This window comes from Hamadaea sp. NPDC050747 (assembly GCF_040654195.1).
Classification (GTDB): domain Bacteria; phylum Actinomycetota; class Actinomycetes; order Mycobacteriales; family Micromonosporaceae; genus Hamadaea.
This window is the reverse complement of sequence record NZ_JBFAHM010000008.1, coordinates 219,701-237,977: the sequence shown is the minus strand read 5'-3', so window position 1 is coordinate 237,977 and position 18,277 is coordinate 219,701. Positions and strand designations below refer to the sequence as shown.

At 70.6% G+C, this 18,277-nt stretch carries 13 protein-coding genes; 5 read left to right on the top strand and 8 right to left on the bottom strand.

The annotated features are described in order from the left end of the window. Window positions 1-151 precede the first annotated feature (151 nt). Window positions 152-781: a MerR family transcriptional regulator gene (locus AB0H43_RS20850; protein ID WP_360001324.1), complete on the bottom strand. Its 630-nt coding sequence runs from the start codon at window positions 779-781 to the stop codon at window positions 152-154. Window positions 782-1,247: 466 nt separating this feature from the next. On the opposite strand from AB0H43_RS20850, the gene AB0H43_RS20845 reads away from it, so the two are divergent. Together AB0H43_RS20845 and AB0H43_RS20840 are read left to right on the top strand one after the other, a co-directional pair. After that, window positions 1,248-1,778, top strand: a complete 531-nt coding sequence (locus AB0H43_RS20845; RefSeq protein ID WP_360001682.1) for a DUF5987 family protein — start codon at window positions 1,248-1,250, stop codon at window positions 1,776-1,778. After that, on the top strand, window positions 1,775-3,418 hold the full coding sequence (locus AB0H43_RS20840; RefSeq protein ID WP_360001322.1) for a GMC family oxidoreductase: 1,644 nt from the start codon (window positions 1,775-1,777) through the stop codon (window positions 3,416-3,418). The genes AB0H43_RS20845 and AB0H43_RS20840 overlap by 4 nt, the downstream gene beginning before the upstream one ends. Window positions 3,419-3,477: 59 nt before the next feature. On the opposite strand, the gene AB0H43_RS20835 is transcribed toward AB0H43_RS20840, so the two are convergent. The 6 genes from AB0H43_RS20835 to AB0H43_RS20810 all read right to left on the bottom strand — a co-directional run bounded on the left by AB0H43_RS20835 (window position 3,478) and on the right by AB0H43_RS20810 (window position 13,013). Beyond that, window positions 3,478-3,897, bottom strand: a complete 420-nt coding sequence (locus AB0H43_RS20835) for an SgcJ/EcaC family oxidoreductase (protein ID WP_360001320.1) — start codon at window positions 3,895-3,897, stop codon at window positions 3,478-3,480. 83 nt (window positions 3,898-3,980) lie between these two features. After that, window positions 3,981-5,327, bottom strand: a complete 1,347-nt coding sequence (locus AB0H43_RS20830) for an FAD-binding protein (RefSeq protein WP_360001318.1) — start codon at window positions 5,325-5,327, stop codon at window positions 3,981-3,983. Further along, window positions 5,324-5,626, bottom strand: coding sequence for a hypothetical protein (locus AB0H43_RS20825; protein ID WP_360001316.1), 303 nt, complete (start codon window positions 5,624-5,626; stop codon window positions 5,324-5,326). The genes AB0H43_RS20830 and AB0H43_RS20825 overlap by 4 nt, the downstream gene beginning before the upstream one ends. A 64-nt stretch (window positions 5,627-5,690) precedes the next feature. Further along, on the bottom strand, window positions 5,691-7,205 hold the full coding sequence (locus AB0H43_RS20820) for an MFS transporter (RefSeq protein ID WP_360001315.1): 1,515 nt from the start codon (window positions 7,203-7,205) through the stop codon (window positions 5,691-5,693). A gap of 142 nt (window positions 7,206-7,347) precedes the next feature. Then, the gene (locus AB0H43_RS20815) at window positions 7,348-7,737 is read right to left on the bottom strand and encodes an SgcJ/EcaC family oxidoreductase (RefSeq protein ID WP_360001313.1); all 390 of its coding nucleotides are present in this window, start codon (window positions 7,735-7,737) and stop codon (window positions 7,348-7,350) included. Between the two features lie 20 nt (window positions 7,738-7,757). After that, window positions 7,758-13,013: a beta-ketoacyl synthase N-terminal-like domain-containing protein gene (locus AB0H43_RS20810; RefSeq protein WP_360001311.1), complete on the bottom strand. Its 5,256-nt coding sequence runs from the start codon at window positions 13,011-13,013 to the stop codon at window positions 7,758-7,760. A gap of 364 nt (window positions 13,014-13,377) precedes the next feature. On the opposite strand from AB0H43_RS20810, the gene AB0H43_RS20805 reads away from it, so the two are divergent. Next, window positions 13,378-15,042, top strand: a complete 1,665-nt coding sequence (locus tag AB0H43_RS20805; RefSeq protein ID WP_360001309.1) for an AMP-binding protein — start codon at window positions 13,378-13,380, stop codon at window positions 15,040-15,042. 170 nt (window positions 15,043-15,212) lie between these two features. On the opposite strand, the gene AB0H43_RS20800 is transcribed toward AB0H43_RS20805, so the two are convergent. Then, complete coding sequence (locus tag AB0H43_RS20800; protein WP_360001307.1) at window positions 15,213-16,238, bottom strand: methyltransferase; 1,026 nt, start codon at window positions 16,236-16,238, stop codon at window positions 15,213-15,215. Window positions 16,239-16,408: 170 nt separating this feature from the next. Between AB0H43_RS20800 and AB0H43_RS20795 the strand changes: the two genes are divergently transcribed. Further along, entirely contained in the window at window positions 16,409-16,741 is a 333-nt protein-coding gene (locus tag AB0H43_RS20795; RefSeq protein WP_360001305.1) for a YciI family protein, read from the top strand. Window positions 16,742-17,410: 669 nt separating this feature from the next. Beyond that, on the top strand, window positions 17,411-18,214 hold the full coding sequence (locus AB0H43_RS20790; protein WP_360001303.1) for an AraC family transcriptional regulator: 804 nt from the start codon (window positions 17,411-17,413) through the stop codon (window positions 18,212-18,214). Window positions 18,215-18,277 lie beyond the last annotated feature (63 nt).

Genomic DNA, 18,277 nt, shown 5'->3' with positions numbered 1-18,277 from the left:
CGACCCATAAGCGGTGGCTCGCTTATCGGGTGCTGTCGATCTCGACTCTCGATATCGTGGCGGCCGTCGAGCGGAAAAGTCTTCTCAATTCGTGCGCTGCGCCCGAGGTCGGCGGGCCTCGGCAATTTCGGAGTACCCCGATGGACGGGTCTCAGGCGGCGTCCCGCTCGGCCCGCGCGCCCAGATAATGCGTGTACGCCATGCGCCGCATGACGGCGAACGCCACCTCGAAGAGGACCACCTGCGCGACGACGGCGGCCGCGCCGGCGGCGGTCGTCTGAGCGTCGATCTCCCGGGTCGCCAGCCGTTCGGCGGCCTCGACATAGGGGCGCAGGACGTCGGGGGTGTCGGCGACGCCGAGGCCGGCCAACGCGCTCAGCACGGCGACCAGGTTCTCGCGTTCGGGCGTTTCGGGCTGGACGTCCCAGCCGATCTCGTCGAGGAACCGGTCGACCCGTTCGGCTGCGTCGAGCCGCGCCTTCGCGTCGGTCGACAGCACGGGATGCTCCGGCATGAGCGCCCGGTTCACCACCTGCGCCAGACCGTGCGGCGAGAGGCAGTTGCTGTCGATCGCGGCGAGCACCTCGCGGACCGAGGCTAGGCTCATCATGCCGATGCCCGTGAGCAGCCGGATCAACCGCAGCCGGCTCAGGTGCGTCTCGTCGTACTCGGCTTGATTGCGAGCGGTCAGCGCACCCGGCGGCAACAGCTGCTCGCGAAGGTAGAACTTGATCGTCGGGACGGAGACGCCGCTGCGGCGGCTGAGACTGGAGATCTTCATCGGACGGTCCCGGACCCCGGATTGACCATTCTCATGTTGTCCCAACCAATCGAAGACCGCAGGATGGACCGCGGGCAAGTCGCGAAGTGTTTCGGCCTGGCCGGACGGCGCCGTCGCCGACAGTCGATATAGCTATATCACAATCTTTCGACGCATACCACGGATGATCGGGAGCAAGTCCCGCAATCTGGAAGAAAGCTGACAGCTCCGGCTGCATGATCATCGCGTCAGCCATGCTGTATCAACGGACATTTCGCCACCCGAAACGACATGGCTGGCGCAATGATCACGCTCAGAGAATAAGTCGGTGCGCTATTCGAATGCGCTCTCGAATAGCTCTCCGCAACGCATTGCAGAAGATGCGGGGCGTATCCGGTCCCGCGCACGATGTCGCTACGCATGCCTATCCCGCGAAGGAGGCGACATCGTGCCACCCGCTCCCCCCGGACCCGACGAGGCCAGGACGATGACCCTGGAGGCGTTCGCCGACACGATCCTGCCCGGCGAGAAACGCCACCCGGACGACCTGGCGATCGCCGGGGTGTCCGAAGGCGGCGGAGCCGTCGCCGCCGGCGCCGTCGAGCTGCTCGAGCACCCCTCCGGCGGGTTCGCCGACTCGCTGGGTTCGCTCATGTTCATGCTGAACCTGCACGCCGGGCAGTACGCGGCCGAGCAGGCGTTGCAGCTGGATCCGATCCTGCCCGCCTTCGTGGCGCTGCCCTACGAGCATCGGGCCGCCCTGGTCACCCGGCTCACCGCGCCCGGCCACGCCGAGAAGGCGATGTGGGTGGGCCTGGCGATGTTCGCCACCATGGCGTTCGACGCGGCGGCCCACCTCACCACGACCGACGCCCTCGCCGCCGGGCATCCCGGCCTGACCCTGATGGGGTACGCCGCGCCGGAGGCCGACGGGGTGTGGCGGTTCCCCCAGTTCTCCTACGGGCGGCAGCTGGCCAAGCCGCACCCGAACACCACCTCCACCGGGAGTCCAGCATGAGCTCAGCGAAACCGGAGAGCACCGACGTCGTCGTGATCGGCAGCGGGTTCGGCGGCGCGATCGCGGCGTACCACCTCGCCGCCGGGGGCGCCCGCGTCGTCGTCCTGGAACGCGGCCCCTGGCTGACCGCCGAGGAGTTCGATCACGACTTCATGCTGGGCAAGTCGTTCACCCGGGTCTTCGACTTCACCGTCGGCGACGGCATGAGCGTGCTGGCCGGCAACTGTGTCGGCGGCGGCAGCGTCGTGTACTTCGCGACCATGCCGCGGGCGCCGGAGTTCGTGTTCGAGCGGCGGGGCGGGCTGGGCCGGCGGATGTGGCCGGCCGCGATCACCCGGGCCGCCCTGGACCCGTGGTACGACCGGGTGAGTCAGGCACTGCCCGTCACCCAGCAGAGCTGGGACAAGGTCCCGTACGGCGGCGGCCTCTGGGGGGCCGCGTGCGACCACGCCGGGCGTACGGCCAACGCTGCGCCGAGCGCCGTCGACGTGTCGATGTGCACGAACTGCAACTGGATGTACGCCGGCTGCAAGTTCGACGCCAAGCGGTCGCTGCTGCTGAACTATCTGCCCGGCGCGCTGGAGCACGGTGCGCAGATCCGGCCGCTGCACGAGGTGCAGCACCTGACCCGCAACGACGACGGCAGTTACCGCGTGCACTACCGGATCGTCGACGAGGAGGACTACCGGGTCCTCCACGACAGCGGCGAGATCGACGCGAAGATCGTCGTGCTGGCGGCGGGCACCGCGGCCACGCCGGTGATCCTGCAACGGTCGGAGGCCACCCTCGGCACGATGCCGCACGCGGTCGGCCGCTACTTCTCCGGCAACGGCGAACGCCTGAACACCGTCCTGTTCGACGAGGACAAGATCCGGGACGTCCTGGGTCTCACTCGGGCGGACGGGATTCCCTACGAGGGCTACCAGATCGGCCGAGGTCCGGTGGTGGCGTGCTGGGACAAGCTCGACGGCAGCCTGCCGGAGTTCGAGCGGTACTCGCTGGAGCAGCTTTACTTCCCACCCGGCCTGGGCACGATCCTGGCGCAGGTGCCGGGCGAGCCGTCGCCGAGCTGGTTCGGGGTGGCGAAGAAGGAGATGCTGCGGAGCTGGAAGTCGTGGCTGACGATCTTCACGATGTCCGAGGACGACAACGAGGGAGTCTTCGGACCGCCACCGGAGACCGGCGCGGCCACCCGGTTCTCGCAGCAGATGCTGGGCCACAACACGTTGCAGTACAAGCCGACCGCCAGCACCCGGCGGGGCTGGGAGCTGTCCGACGCGGACGTGAAGGACATCGTCGAACGCGACGGGCTCGGCCGGGCCGCGCCGTGGACGAACGACCTCGTCGGGGCGTACACGGTGCATCCGCTGGCGTCCTGCCGCATCGGTGACGATCCGGCGACCTCCGCCCTGGACGACCGCCACGAGCTGCGCGGGCATCCCGGGATCTTCGTCACCGACGGCTCGGCGGTGCCGGGCGCGCTGACGGTGAACCCCGCGCTGACCATCTCCGCGCTCGCCGAACGCGCCATGCCGGGAATCGTCCGGGCGGCGCAGGAACGCGGGGTCGCGGTCACCTACGTCGGCGGACTGCCGACCGGTGTGCGTACCAGCAGCAAGCCGGTGACGGTCTCCGCGTAATCGAGGGTCCTCAAAGGGGGAGGCGGTCCGATCGGACCGCCTCCCCCTTTGTCTCGTGGTCAGTCGCGCTGGCAGTTGTGGTAGACCGCGAGCTTCCAGTCGCCGCCCTGCTTGACGAGGATCCACGAGGCGCGGATGGCCCGCTCGGCCGACACCTGGGTCTCGCCCGGCGCCAGCACGCCGCCCTCGGTCAGCAGCGCCACGGCGCCGCCGGCCAGCGGCTTGATCTCCAGGGGCTGGCCGGTGACGCGGGTGCCGGCGAACCGGCCCGCGTACTCGCCCGCCATGTACTCCTGGATGGCCTCCTTGCCCTTCTGGTAGACGCCGGGCAGCATCATCGTGCCGTCGTCGGTGAACAGGTCCGCGAAGGCCGCGGCGTCCTGGGCCGCCCAGGCCGCGATCAGCTTGGCGGGCACGGCCGCGATGGCCATCTGGTCCTGGGCCGAGGGCGGCGCGGCGGGAGTGGTGGTTGCGGTCATCGGTGCTCACTTTCTCGAGGAGATCGGGCTATCTACCATCGTTCATTCCTGCAGGTAGGAGCGCATCTCTGAGACTGCGGCACTCACTCGTCGTCGTGGTCGCCCCGCGCGCGGATCCGGTGGTACGCCGAAAGAGCCGTGTATGCCGTCCCCCCGGCCGCTTCCGCCGCCGTGTAAAGGGCCGAATTGGCCGCTCGCATACGCGCGACGAGGTCCCATTCCCCGGCGGGCGCCGTGCGCTGGATTCCGAACAGGACAGTCAACGCATCGGCCGCCGCCTTGGGCACATTCGGCGCCGCTGTCTTGGCACTCGGAATGGGGATGAACAGAATGCTGCCGCCCGGCCCGAGCAGTTCCGGCGTAAGCCCGGCGAGGACGTCGCCCGCGATCGCCTCGACCGCGTCGCCGGGCAGCATCACGTTGCACCGGGGATGTGGATCGGCCTGCCAGGAGCCGGTCGCCCGCAACTGGGCCGTCAGCGGCGCTAGGCGGCCGAGGAAATCCCGCAGGCCGAGGGTCTGGATCGCCTCGATGCCCTGCAGGCGCAGGTCGCGCAGCAGCGCCTCGTCGTCCGGCTCGTCGGCCGCGGACGACGCCGTGAACGTGGCGGCCGCTTCCAGGACGAAGCTCAGCCGGCCGGTCGCGTCGAACACGATCTGACCGAGAACATGGGCGAACCGGCCTTCAGCGGCCAGCCGCCGCTGGTCGGCGACGAAAGCGGCCAGGTCGGCGTACCGGAGCAGGTAGCGCCGGGCGCTGGCGGGCGCTGCGGTCAGGCGCAATGTCGCGCGCGCGATGATGCCGTGTTCGCCCTGCGTCCCGCGTACGCGGTCGAACAGCTCCCCGTCTCGGTCGGGCGAGCAGGTGACGAGGTCCCCGGCCGGGGTGATCACGTCGAGGTCGAGCACGTTGTCGCTGACACTGCCGTGGTGGTGGCTGGCGCCGCCGACGCCCCCGGCGGAGATCGTTCCGCCGACGGTGAGTTCGAGGAAGTCGGGCAACACCGGTGGCACCAGTCCGGCGGGCAGTGTGGCGTCGAGGACGGCGCCCCATCGAGCGCCCGCGCCGACCGAGATCCGATCCGATCCGGGTACGCCGACGTCGGCCAACGCGGTCAGGTCCACCACGACGCCCCGGCCGGTCTGCGCCTGCCCGTCGACGGCGTGCCCGGCGCCCCGGGGTACGACCGGGATCCCCAGTCGCGCCCCGAACCTGACCGCCGTCGCGATGTCGGCAGGCGTACGCGGCCGCAGCACGGCCGACGGCACTCGGCGTACGCGATTGCCGAAGTCCCCGGCGACCGAGGCGACGTCGACCGCCCCGGTCCGCAGGGCGTCACCGAGCTGGGCCACCTCGGCCGGCGGCACCGCCTCGGACAGCCTCGATCCCGGCGCCGCCGTGTGGGAGGCGCCGGGATCCAGGCCGGTCATGTGTCGAACCCGTACGCGCCCAGCAGCCGGGCGTCCTCGAACTTCGGCGGGGTCGCCGCCCGGTCACCGAACGCGCGCTGGAACTCCCGGAAGGCGGCCGACTCGGCCAGCGGGTTGGCCTCGTCCGTGACGGTTCCCACGTGGACGAAGGTCACGCCGTCGGCGAGCCGGAACGAGGCGTACCGCAGCCCGTCGGGGCTCGCCCCGGCCAGTTCCGCGAACACGTCCTCGATGAGGCGCTGGTTCTCGTCCGCGGTCTCGGGACGCATCTGGTAGCTGACGACGAACGACTTGCCCACTGTGGACTCCTTACCGGTCGAACGATGACGGACGCGCTCAGCCGGCCTTGGCCGGCTCGGTGACTCAGCCGGCCTCGGTGGCGAGCTGAGCGGGCTGGGCTGGACCTTGGCCCTGCTCCTGACCCTGCGGCGCGGTGGCGATGCCCTTCTCCATGACGAGCGCCACGAGCAGACCACACACGACGAGCAGGATCGCGCCGATGCGGAACGACAGCGCGAACCCGTCGGCCATGGCCGACGCCGCGCTGCTGCCCGCCGCGGTCTGGTCGGCGGCGTACCGGACGGCGAGCGTGACCAGCGTGGCCAGGCCGAGCGCGCTGCCGACCTGCTGCATGGTGGTCTGCACGCCGGACGCGAGCCCGGAGTCCTGACCGGTGACGTTGTGCAGTGCGGCGTTGGTCATCGCGGGCATGGTCGCGCCGGAGAACACGCCGAACAGCAGCAGGCCCGGCAGGATGCCGCCCCAGTACGCCGTGTCCGGGCCGAGCATGCTCGCGAGGAACAGGCCGACCCCCGAGACCAGGAAGCCGACGGTGCCGACCGCCTTGACCCCGACCTTGGGCGTCAGCCCGGTCGAGATGCCGATGCCCATGCCGATGCCGATGCCCAGCGGCAGGTAGGACAGCCCGCTCTGCATCGGCGAGAAGTGCAGCACCTGCTGCTCGAACAGGGTCAGCATGAACGTGTACGGGATGAACGCCGCCATGAACAGCAGGGCCACCACGTTGGCGACGGTCCGGGTGCGGTTGGCGAAGAACTGCAGCGGGATCAGCGGAGCCTTCGAGCGGCTCTCGACGATCGCCGTCACGACGAGCAGCAGAACGCCCGCGATGAGCGGGATCGCCACCTGCGCGTCGCTCCACGACCGCTGGGCCGCCTGCAGCAGACCGTAGACGATGGCGATCAGGCCGGCCGTCGCGGTGACCGCGCCGGTGAAGTCCACGTGCTGGCCCTTCTCGCGGACCATCCGGCTCTCCGACACCAGCCGGGGCAGGATCGCGAGGACGACGATCGCGATCGGGACGTTGATGTAGAAGATCCAGCGCCACTCCACCCAGGTGGTGAGCACGCCGGAGATGATGTAGCCGAGGATGCCGCCGATGCCGGTCAGCCCGCCCCAGATGCCCAGCGCCTTGGTGCGCTCGACCGGATCGGTGAACAGCAGGGCGATCAGGCCGAGCGCGGCGGGTGCGGCGAGCGCCTCGCCGAGACCCTGGCCGAACCGGCCGGCGACCAGTACGCCGGGCGCCATCGCGGTGCCGCAGACCGCCGAGGCCGTCGCGAACAGGACGACTCCGATGACGAGCAGGCGACGGCGGCCGAACAGGTCGGCCAGCCGCCCGCCGAGCATGAGGAAGCCGCCGGCCATCAGCACGTACGCGCTGACCACCCAGGCCAAGCCGGACTGGGTGAAGCCGAGCCGGTCCTCGATCTTCGGCAGGGCGACATTGACGATCGTGATGTCCAACACCAGCATGAACTGGAGCAGACCGAGCAGGCCGAGGGCCTTCCAGCGCCGCGGATCGGCCGGCTGAGCTGCGTCGTGCACCGAGCTAGCGCTCGAACTTGCCGTGGTCACGTCTACTCCTCGATGTGAGCTGCCTGAACGGAACCTTCATCTGGGTAGTCGGAACCACGGCCCGGATTTCGACATGTGCCCCGGAGGGCTTGCCCGAGCCGCCGGGAGTGCGGTCCGTCGCGGCGCACTCCCGGCAGGCCTGCTACGAGCGTGGACTGTTCTGGTACGCCGCCAGCCGCCACTCGGCTTCGTCGCGTACGGCGATCCAGCTGCCCCGGATGGCGAGGTCGCCCTTGACCTCGATGTCGCCGGGGCCGACGATGCCGCCTTCGGTCAGCAGCAGCGCCACGTCGCCGCACAGGAACTTCAACTGCAGCGGCTGCCCGGTGACCTGGCTCCCGCGCAGCGGCCCGTCGAACGCCGCCGTCATGTACGCCCGGATCTCCTCCCGGCCCGAGCAGTAGACGCCGGGCAGGATCATGGTGCCGTCCGGGACGAACAGGTCGGCGAAGGCGTCGGCGTCGTGCCGGCACCAGGCGGCGATGGTGCGCTGGGCCAGCCCGGCGACGGCGGCGCGGTCGGTGTTGGCCATCATCGGCCTCCCTGTCCGGTTCAGCCCCGCAGGGTTTCGAGGATGTGGTCGGACAGCGCCGCAACGGTCGGCTTGGCCCACAGGATCGTCGGCGGCAGGTCCAGCCCGTAGCGGCGCTGAAGGCGTACGCGCAAGGCGACGGTCATGACGGAGTCCACGCCGAGTTCGACGAGGGGTCGTTTGATCTCGACATCCGCCGGATCCAGGTTCAGCTCGGCCGCCACCTGCTCGCGTACGTCGAGGAGGATCTTCTGCTGGGCCTCCTCCGCGCTGAGGGCGGTGAAGTCGAGGCTGAAGCCCTGACCGGACGCCGTGCCAGTGCTCTCCTCGCTGACCACCAGGTCCCGGAACATCGGCGGGCGGGAGTTGGCCGGGGTCGGCAGCACCCGCAGGATCGCCTGGTAACTGGCGGCGAAGCGGTCGCCGAACGACCACGCCTGGAACGCCTCGGCGGCGGTGACCGCCGCGAGTCCGCGCGAGTTGCCCTCCAGCATCGTGGTGCCGATGTCGGCGGACAAGCCGATGCCCTCCCACGCGGTCCAGCCGAGGCTGCGCGTCTCGGTGTGCCCGGTGGAGTTCCGATATGCCGCGAGCGTGTCCATGAACGAGTTCGCGGCCGCGTAGCTCGTCTGGCCGGTGAGCCGGGCGAACTGGCCACAGGAGGAGAACAGCACGAAGAAGTCGAGGCTGCCCGGCGGGAAGAGGTGGTGCAGGATCATCGCACCCTTGGCCTTCGGCGCGAGCACCTCCCGCAGTCCGGCGACGTCCACCTTGTCCACGAGGGCGTCGTTGACGACTCCGGCGGCGTGGACGATGCCCCGGATCGGCGGCAGGCCCAGCTTTCCAGGGGTCAGCGTCTCGGCGACCGCGTCGGCGTCGGTGATGTCGAGAGCGGCGACGGCCACCGTCACCCCGAGGGCCTCCAGCGCGAGGACTCCGTCGATCTGGCGGCGGACCACCGGATCGGTCGCGGTCCCCCACGCCGTACGCGGCGGCAGCCCACGCCGGCTGGTCAGCAGCAGCCGCCGGGCGCCCTGGTCGACCAGCCAGCGGGCGACTTCCAGGCCCAGCGCTCCGAGGCCGCCGGTGATGAGCACCGTGCCGGACGGCGAGCACTGCAACGGCGTGCCGTCGGCGCTGCGCTCGATGCGGGTCAGGCGCGGCGCCTGCACGACTCCGTCGCGGGTCAGCGAGACGATGTCCTCCTTGCCCGCCGACTCCCGGAGCAATCCGAGCAGTCCGGCGATGGCACGCGGGTCGAGGTCGTCGACGTCGGCCGTGCCACCCCACAGCTCGGGGTGCTCACCGGCGATGATCCGCGAGACGCCCCAGACCGAGCCGTGCGCGACGGCCCGCTCGCGCGACGCCGAGCGCACGCCTCGAGTCACGGCCCAGACGCGTTGCGGCGCAATACTTCCGGCCGAATCGTCACGGACGGCGACGAGACGCTGGACGGTGCGGACAAGGGTCCAGGCGGACCGCTCGGCGGCCTGCTCCAGCGGTTCGCCCGGCCGGGCCACCGGCGGGATCGCGACGACCGCCCCGCGCCGGGTCAGCAGGTCGGCGGTGAGCGCCTCAGGGTCGGAGCCGAGCTGCACGCACGGTACGCCGGACGCCTCGAACTGCTGCGCCAGCACCGCCGCCACCTGGGCGTCGCCGAGGAGGACGACCTGCTGCAGCTCGGCGCTCTGCAACTCCGCCGATTCGCTGCGCTCGCCGCCGGGCAGCGTACGCCAGTCGATCTCGTGCACGAGTTCGCGCGGCAGGACGGCGCTGCCCAGGTGCTCGACCGCGGCGAACCGCAGCCCGACGCAGGTGGCGATGATCTCGCCGTCGAGCCCGGAGACCCAGACGTCCACGGTGTCGTGGGGCGAACGCGGGGAACGCTTGCTGTGCACGACGATCTGGGCCGGCGGCTCCCCGCTGAACGCGACGCGTTCGATGGACTTGGACATCCACAGGGTGGTGGCGTCGCCGGGGGCGACCACGACCGCGCTGATCGTCAACGCGCCGTCGATCAGGTGCGCCCAGCTCGTCGCCCTGGTCGCCGGGGGCGGCACGATGTCGAGGATGGCGAGCTGCTCCTCGTCGTCGCGCTTGAATTCGACGAGGTCCCAGGGGAAGGCGTACCCGCCGACGCCCATGCGCTCGAACATCTCGGCGACCCGCGACGGAGAGCCCTCGCCGAGGCGAGCACGCAGCCCGTCGACGTCGATGCGACCCGACGGCAGCGGTACGCCGACGTCGATGGTGGCGGTGGTGTGGGTGAGCCACTCGTCGTCGGAGTCGGACATCTCGGCGGCCACCCGCGTGGACAGCGCCAGGTTCCGGCCTTCGCGGACGATCTGCACGACGCGCGGTGGTTCGACGGCCAGCGGCGTACGCAGCACGATGTCGCTCAGCGAGGCGCTGCTGCTGTCCCCGGCGGCTTCGGCGAACGTGTTGAGGATGGACGCGGCCGGCGTCACCTCGACTCCCACCAGGCCATGGAAGAGCGGGTAAGGGCGGCTGGCCACGTCGAGGTAGGTCTGCCAGACCTGCCGGGTGGGCGAGCCGCTGACGGTCATCCGCCCGCCGAGCAGACTGTGGCGGGCCGGGTCGTGGCCGCCGCCGAGGGCGCTGGCCGGCGTCTCCGGGAAGATCCAGTAAGGACGGTGCTGCCACACCGCGCCCGGCATCGGCAGCAGCTCGCCGGCCGGATACTGCCGGGACCAGTCGACGTCGGCGCCGGCGCAGTAGATCTTCGCGAGGTTGGTCAGCAGGGTGTCGAGTTCGTCGGCGTTGCGGGTGAGCGTGCCCACCACGGTGACGTCGTCGGAGTCGAGATGGCGGGCCGTCTCGCCGATCGAGTGGGCCACCACCCGATGCGAGGAGACCTCGACGAACAGCCGGTGGCCGTCGGCGATGGCCGCCTCGACGGCTTCGGCGAACCGGACCGGGTTGCGCAGGTTCGTCGCCCAGTAGTCGCTGTCGCGGGCCGCGGTCGACCGCGGATCGACCAGCGCCGTCGAGTAGAGCGGCAGCGTGGCCGGGCGCGGCGTCAGGTCGGCCGCCGCCGCGGCGACGTCGGACACCACGTGATCGACGTGGCGGCTGTGGAAGGCGATCTCGGTGTCGACCATCCACATGGCGACGCCGTCCTCGCGCCACTTGGCGACCAGTTCCTCGATCGCGGCCTTGTCCCCGGAGATCACCGTCGACGACGGGCTCGCCGAGATGGCGGCCTCGACGTCGGCCCGACCGGCGAGCCGCAGACTCGTCTCGGCGAACGGAAGCCCGGCCATGGCCATGCGACCCATGCCCTCCAACCGCTGCAGGGCGGCGGCGCGGCGGCAGGCGAATCGGGCCGCGTCGAGCAGGTCCAGCGACCCGGCCACGACGGCGGCCGCGATCTCGCCGACCGAGTGCCCGATGACGGCGGCCGGCTCGAGGCCCTTCTCCCGCCACACTTCGGCCAGGGCCACCTGCATCGCGAAGGTCAGTGCCTGGACGTGGGCGGCCGTCCACGGGCCACCGGCCTCGATCGCCTCGCGCGGCGTCCAGCCGAGTTCGGCGCCGAACACTCCGGCCAGCCGGTCGATCATCGCGGCGAACGCCGGTTCCTGGGTCAACAGCTGCCGGCCCATGCCCGACCACTGGGCGCCGTGGCCCGAGAAGACCCACACCACGCCGGTGTCACCGGAGACGACCCGGCCCTTGGCGGTGCCCGGCAGGGATACGCCGTCCGCCACGGCCCGCATCCGCTCGCCGAGTTCCGTGGCGGACCGGGCCACCACGGCGGCCCGCTGCGGCAGGTGCGACCGCCGCTGGGTGAGGGTATGCCCAGCGGACGCCACCGCGGTCTGCGGGTGCTCGCCGACCCAGGTCGCCACCGCGTCGGCCAGGGCGAGCGTGCCCGCCTCGGACATCGCCGAGACCGGGAAGACGCCGGGCCGGCCGGTGTCGGCCGCGACCTCCGTGACGATCGGCGCCGGGCCCTCCTCGAGGATCAGGTGCGCGATGGTGCCGCCGACGCCGTAGCTGGAGACGCCGGCTCGACGCGTACGCCCTTCGGCGGCCGGCCAGGTGGTCCCCGGTTCGACCAGCCGCAGCCGGGCGCCCGCCCAGTCGACGGCCGGATTCGGTTCGCTGTGCAGACTCGGCGGCAGCTGTTCGTGCCGCAACGCCAGCACCGTCTTGATGACGCCGGCGATGCCGGACCCGCCCTCGACGTGGCCGATGTTGGGCTTGACCGAGCCGATCAGGCAGGCGTCGCCCGGCGTACGCACCGCGCCGAAGACCTGCGCGAGCGCCTCGATCTCCTTGCCGTCGCCGGTCGGCGTACCGGTGCCGTGCGCCTCGACGTAGTCCACAGTGGCCGGATCGATCCCGGCCCGGTCATACACCGTACGCAGCATGTGCGCCTGGGCGTCGGCGTTCGGCGCCATCATCCCGTCGGACCGGCCGTCCTGGAACACCCCGGTGCCCCGGATCACCGCCTGGATCGGGTCCTGGTCGCGTACCGCGTCGGAGAGACGCTTGAGCACGACGACGCCGGCGCCCTCGCCGCGGCCGTAACCGTTCGCCTCGGCGTCGAACGCCTTGCTGCGCCCGTCGGGCGCGAGCGCGCCGGTGGCCTCGAGCGCGACGTTGAGGGCGGGCGTGGCCATCAGGTTGAGCCCGCCGACGATCGCGACCGGCGTCTCGCCGTCGCGCAGACTCTGCACCGCCAGGTGCAGGGCGGTCAGCGACCCCGCGCAGGCGGTGTCGACCGCGAGGCTGGGGCCGTGCAGGTCGAGGAAGTAGGAGACGCGGTTGGCGATGCCGTAGTAGGTCGTGCCGTTGACGGCGTAGGCGCCGGTCGTGGGCATGTCCTCCAGCAGCCGTCGGCCGTAGTCGTTGGAGTTCGCGGCGATGAACACGCCCGCGTCGGTGCCCCGCAACGACATGGGGGCGATGCCGGCGTCGACCAGCGCCTCCCACGACATCTCCAGCATGAACCGCTGCTGAGGGTCGAGATAGTCGGCCTCACGCGGCGAGATGCCGAAGAAGTCGGCGTCGAATCCCTCGATGTCGTCGAGGAACGAGCCGAGCAGGGTGGTCTCGCGCATGATGGCGGTCGCCTGCGGGCTGGTGGCCGCATAGGGCTTCCACCGCTTCTCCGGCATCTCCCGGACCGAGCTCCGGCCCGCGGCGAGAAACTCCCAGAACTTCTCGGGAGAGTTCAAGTCCGGGGCGAACCGGCAACTCATTCCGACAATGGCGATGGCCTCGTTGGATGCCGCATTCTCGTTCAAGTCCTCGCTCCTTCTCAGATCCGCTGAGTTCTCGGCGCGCGGGCATGGACGGCACGACCGCACTCCAGCAGGTTGGCGCGTTCCCGCCGGTGCGGGCATCTCTCAACGTGTCGTATCCGTCCGGGGCGGCTCCGTGGGAGCGCCGCCGAATGGATAGCGGCGAGGATGACTGCCGTACGCCGAAACGAACATTCCCAGCGAGTTCCGAGCACGATTCGGCACACCGCACCCTGGAAGATGCCGGGCGCATTCGAATACGTCGACAATCCCCTCGTGGCCGTGCTTCGCCACGCCTTTGTCTTTCCGCCGGCGACCTCGGGCGCCCGCCGGGCTCTCGCGGTCACCGAGACGTCAGGAGCGCTCCATGCCCGACCCAACGGTCACCCCCACCAGTCACGCGATCGTGCCCTGGCCCGCCGAGGCCGCCGCTCGATATGTCGCGAAGGGGTACTGGGAGGGCCGTTCGCTCGGCTCTCACCTCGCCGACACCGCTCGGCGTACGCCGGACGCGGTCTGCCTCGTCGACGGCTCGGTCCGGCTGACCTTCCGCGAGCTGCTGTCGCGCGCCGACGGCGCCGCCGAGCGGCTGCAGGCGCTCGGCGTACGCCCCGACGACCGGATCCTGATCCAGTTGCCGAACTGCTGGGAGTTCGTGGTCTTCACGGTGGCCTGTTTCCGGCTCGGCGCACTGCCGGTGTGGGCGCTGACCGAGCATCGGGAGCACGAGATCTCCGGGCTCCTCGCGCACACCGAAGCTCGTGCGGTCGTCGTGCCGGACACGCACCGGGGATTCGACCATCAGGCGCTGGCGGCCAAGGCCGTCGCCGCCGCCCGGACGGCGCAGCACGTCATCGTCGCCGGCGACGACGTCTGGCCAGGGCACCTGAGTCTGCGGGAGCTGATCGCCGAGGCCGACGACCCCGGCGTCGGGGAGCGGTTCGACGCGGCCCCACCCGGCGGCGACGCCGTGGTCACCCTGTTGCTGTCCGGCGGGACGACGGGTCTGCCGAAGCTGATCCCTCGGACCAACGACGACTTGTGCTACCTCATGAAGCGGGCGGCCGAGATCTGCCGCTTCGGGCCGGACACCGTCTACCTGGCGGTGCTGCCGGTGGGCCACGGATTCGTCAACACCGGGCCGGGCATCCTGGGCGCGCTGCTGAGCGGCGGCCGGGTCGTGATCGGCCGCTCGCCGTCGCCGGAGACGGCGTTCCCGCTGATCGAACGGGAACGGGTCACCGCCACCTCGGTCGTGCCGACGATCGTGCACCGGTGGCTGGAGCACCGGGCGGCCCACCCCGGCGACGATCTCGGCTCACTGCGGTTCATGCAGGTCGGCGCGGCCCGGCTCGCACCCGAGGTGGCCCGCCGGATCAAGCCGGAGCTGGGGTGCGAGCTGCAGCAGGTCTTCGGCATGGGCGAAGGGCTGCTCTGCCTGACCCGGCTCGACGACCCGGCCGAAGTCGTCCTCGGTACGCAGGGACGGCCGGTCAGCCCGGACGACGAACTGCTCATCGTGGACGAGGACGGCGTACCGGTGGCCGACGGTGAACCAGGGATTCTGCTGACCCGTGGCCCCTACACGATCCGCAACTACTACCGGCTGCCGGAGGTGAACGCGCGCTCCTTCCGCGACGGCTGGTACGTCACGGGCGACGTCGTCCAGCTCCGGCCGGACGGGAACCTCCTCGTCGTCGGCCGGGAGAAGGACTTCATCAACCGGGGCGGCGAGAAGATCAGCGCCGAAGAGGTGGAGTCCTTCGCGCGTGAAGTCCCAGCCGTACGCGAAGCCGCCGCGGTGGCCCTGCCCGATCCGGAGTACGGCGAGGTCGTCTGTCTCTACGTCGTCCCCGTCGCCGGGCAGCCCGTCCAGCTGGCCGAGATCCACGCGGTGATGCTGGACGCGGGCGCGGCCAAGTTCAAGCTGCCCCAGCGGTTGATCGTGGTGGACGCCTTGCCGCTGACCGGAGTGGGCAAAGTGGACAAGAAGGCCCTGCGGGCCGACGTCGCCCGCCGCCTCACCGGATAGCCCGCGACCACGGGCCCGCCCGCCTGCGAGGCGACCACGGGCCCGCCCGTCCACGTCTTCCAGGGATAACGCGGCTTACGGCGCCCGCACAACCACGTTATCCCGGGAAAACGCGCGCCCGGCCCGGGAAACGGGCGCGGCCCGGGAAACGCGGGGTCCGCGTGAGCGGGTCAGCGAACGCCGAGCTCCACAATCGACATGAACGAGCCGCGTTCCACCGGCCATACTCGCCGCACGGCCAGTCCGGCCCGGCCGGCGAGCGCGCCGATCGCGGTGACGCCTCGTTCCGCGCCGCCGTAGTAGGTGAGCATCCGCAGGTCCATCGCCGTGTCCGGGGTTTCGCCGTCGGCGCCCACCGCCTCGATGACGAGCACGACACCGGGCGCGGCAGCCGAAAGCGTGGCGGCCTCGGCACACCGGCGGAGAACGGCGGCGGCCGAATCGTCGTCCCAGTCGTGGATGATCGCCGAGAGGATGTAACCGCCCGCTCCCGGTGGCAACGGATCGAAGAAGCTGCCGGGGCGTACCTCGGCGCGGTCGGCGAGGCCGTGATCGTGCAGTGTCTTGCGCGCGCGCTCGGCGGGGCCGGGCAGGTCGACGAGGGTGCCGCGCAGCCCGCCGTGGCGGGTCAGCAGCGTGCTCAGGAGTTTGCCGTTGCCGCCGCCGACGTCGACCACATGCCCCAGGTCCGCCCACGGGTACGCCTCGGCGACGCCGTCGTCGTCGAGGTCGATGTGGTGGTCCATGAGCTCGTCGAAGGTGCCCGACAGGGCCGGGTCGGCGGCCAGGTCGTCCCAGAAGGGCGTGCCGTAGCGGACCGGGTACGCCGGTTCGCCGGTCCGGATCGAGTACGCGAGGTCGACGAAGCTCAGGTCGCCGCGGCCGACCGCACCGGTGATGTCCAGCCATTTGCGTCGCCCGGCCGGGTGGTCGTCGCGCAGCTGGTCGCCGAGTTCGGTAGTGGCGTACGCCCCGCTTCCGTCCCGGGTGAACAGTCCGATGGTGACGAGGTGGCGTAGCAGCCGGTCGAGGGCGCCGGAGTGGACTCCGCACGCCGTGGCGATGGCCTCCGGCGTACGCCGCCCCGCCGCGACGTGGTCGGCGAGCCGCAACGTGGCGGCGACGCGGAGCGCCATCGGGGTGGCCAGATCCGCCATCGCGCGCAGGCCGCGGCGCGGCCGCGTGGGTTGATTCATCGACGTCTCCCTCGTTCGCCGCCAGCGTAGGCGGCTTGACGCGGGTGCTCTTCTTCGCGAATGCGCAAGGGTTCGCAAACCGGACCGGCGGCGGATGTCGAGATCGGCCGCCCGGCTCCGACTTATCTACGGGAGGACTTCACGCGAGTGGCCGGACCGGAGGGAGCGCGGTGAAGTACGTGATCATGATCTACGGCAATCCCGGGGACGGCCGGATCGGCGAGTTCGATCCGCTGCTGCGCGAGATCGCGGAGTCGGGTGAGCTGATCGACGCCCGCGCGCTGGCCGATCCGGTCACCGCGTCGACGATCCGGCTCCACGACGGCGTGCTCGCCGCGGTGGAGGGCCCGTTCCCGCAGGGGCTGGAGCATCTGGTCGCCTTCGTCGTGGTCGACTGCGAGTCGCGGGATCGGGCGGCGGAGATCGCGGGGTGGTTTCCCGACGCGTACACGGCCGGCGTGGAGGTGCGGCCGGTCATGGGTTCGTCCGGTCTGGAGATGTGAGCGGCGGCGGACTCGTCCGCCGAATAGAGCACGGATCGCGCCCGCGGGCAACCGCGAGAAGGCGCTTTTGCGGCGCGCCCGGCGGTCGGTGGATCCCGGTCGCAACACATTCGCAATATGCATCTTGCGCGGATCACTCAGCGTGGCGAATGGAGCGCTCCCGACCAGCCACAATGGTCTATTCAGCGGAGCCTGTCCCCATTCGCCGATGCGATGCGTGACGAAAACGGATAACTGCGATACCCGCTATCCCCTCTCCAAAATGTTGCTCACTTTCCAGAGCGGAGCAAACGACCAGGCATGAGTGAGCAGTTCAGAGCAGTACCGCACCGATTCATCCCATGATACGGGACATCCGTACCACTGTGTAGCACTGACTCGTTGCTTAAGCGCGCCCGCGCTCCGTAACATCTGGTTCCATCACTGGACCGATGGCGGAGCGGCGATCGGGATCCGAAAGCTACTCGCAGGTTAACTGCGGTCACCTTTGCGCACTACCGGGGGGACACACGGAACAGAGGTGGGAATAAGACCTCGGAAGAGCCTTCAATGGCGTTGTCCAGCCGTGGTGGGAGCGGCTGGGAAATCGCCGGTGAATTGGTTCTGGACGCTCCGTTTCCGGTACACGGGTACCGCACGTCGGGATGCCTAAAAGGCCAAGGAGGCGTCATGGATAATGCGGCGGAAAGAGCCGTCGAACGGGTGATCGCGGTGATGCGCGACAATTTGGACGAACAGCTGACCATCGACGACATGGCCAAGGTCGCCATGTTCAGCAAGTTCCACTTCTCCCGCATCTTCCAGCGGGTGACCGGGCTGTCGCCCGGCCGGTTCCTGTCGGCGCTGCGTCTGCAGCGGGCCAAGCAGTTGCTGGTGTCCACCTCGTACAACATCGCGGACATCAGCCTGCGCGTCGGCTACACCAGCGTCGGCACCTTCAGCACCCGCTTCACCCGCAGCGTCGGCCTGTCCCCCACCACTTATCGCCGGCAACAGGGCGTCACGCCGTACATCGAGACGACCTGTCCCAACCACGCCGTCGGAGTCGCGACCGGATCCCTGCGTGGCGTCATCCGTTCGGCGACCCCGGAGCGCGACGAGCTGATCTTCGCGGGGTTGTTCCGCGACCGCATCCCCGAAGGCCGGCCGGTCAGCTGCACGGTGCTGGCGGGCGCCGGGCCGTTCCTGCTGGAGAAGGTGCCACCGGGCATGTGGTACCTGCTGGTGCACTCTGTGCCGGCCGGAACCGAGACGGCCCGGCCGGGCACCCCCGGCGCTGACCAGCTCGCCGCCGCCACGCTCGGCCCCGTCGCCGTACGCCAGGAGGCGTCCATCGAAGGCGTCGAGGTCCAGCTGCGCTCGATGGGGTCGATGGACCCACCAGTACTCATGGCGCTGCTCGACGTACGCACCGCCGCCCTCGAACGGATCGGGCAGCAGCGGATGCGCCGTCCCGACCGGTCGATCCGGTGACCGTACGCTGAGGGCCGCCGGCCCGGCCCTCAGCGGCGTAGCGTCTGGCAAGCAGCTCGAGCG

Coding starts and splice junctions, on each gene's coding strand:
- AB0H43_RS20800 (WP_360001307.1), bottom strand. CDS start 16,238: ATGAATCAACCCACGCGGCCGCGCCGCGGCCTGCGCGCGATGGCGGAT.
- AB0H43_RS20790 (WP_360001303.1), top strand. CDS start 17,411: ATGGATAATGCGGCGGAAAGAGCCGTCGAACGGGTGATCGCGGTGATG.
- AB0H43_RS20850 (WP_360001324.1), bottom strand. CDS start 781: ATGAAGATCTCCAGTCTCAGCCGCCGCAGCGGCGTCTCCGTCCCGACG.
- AB0H43_RS20830 (WP_360001318.1), bottom strand. CDS start 5,327: ATGACCGGCCTGGATCCCGGCGCCTCCCACACGGCGGCGCCGGGATCG.
- AB0H43_RS20845 (WP_360001682.1), top strand. CDS start 1,248: ATGACCCTGGAGGCGTTCGCCGACACGATCCTGCCCGGCGAGAAACGC.
- AB0H43_RS20840 (WP_360001322.1), top strand. CDS start 1,775: ATGAGCTCAGCGAAACCGGAGAGCACCGACGTCGTCGTGATCGGCAGC.
- AB0H43_RS20805 (WP_360001309.1), top strand. CDS start 13,378: ATGCCCGACCCAACGGTCACCCCCACCAGTCACGCGATCGTGCCCTGG.
- AB0H43_RS20815 (WP_360001313.1), bottom strand. CDS start 7,737: ATGGCCAACACCGACCGCGCCGCCGTCGCCGGGCTGGCCCAGCGCACC.
- AB0H43_RS20835 (WP_360001320.1), bottom strand. CDS start 3,897: ATGACCGCAACCACCACTCCCGCCGCGCCGCCCTCGGCCCAGGACCAG.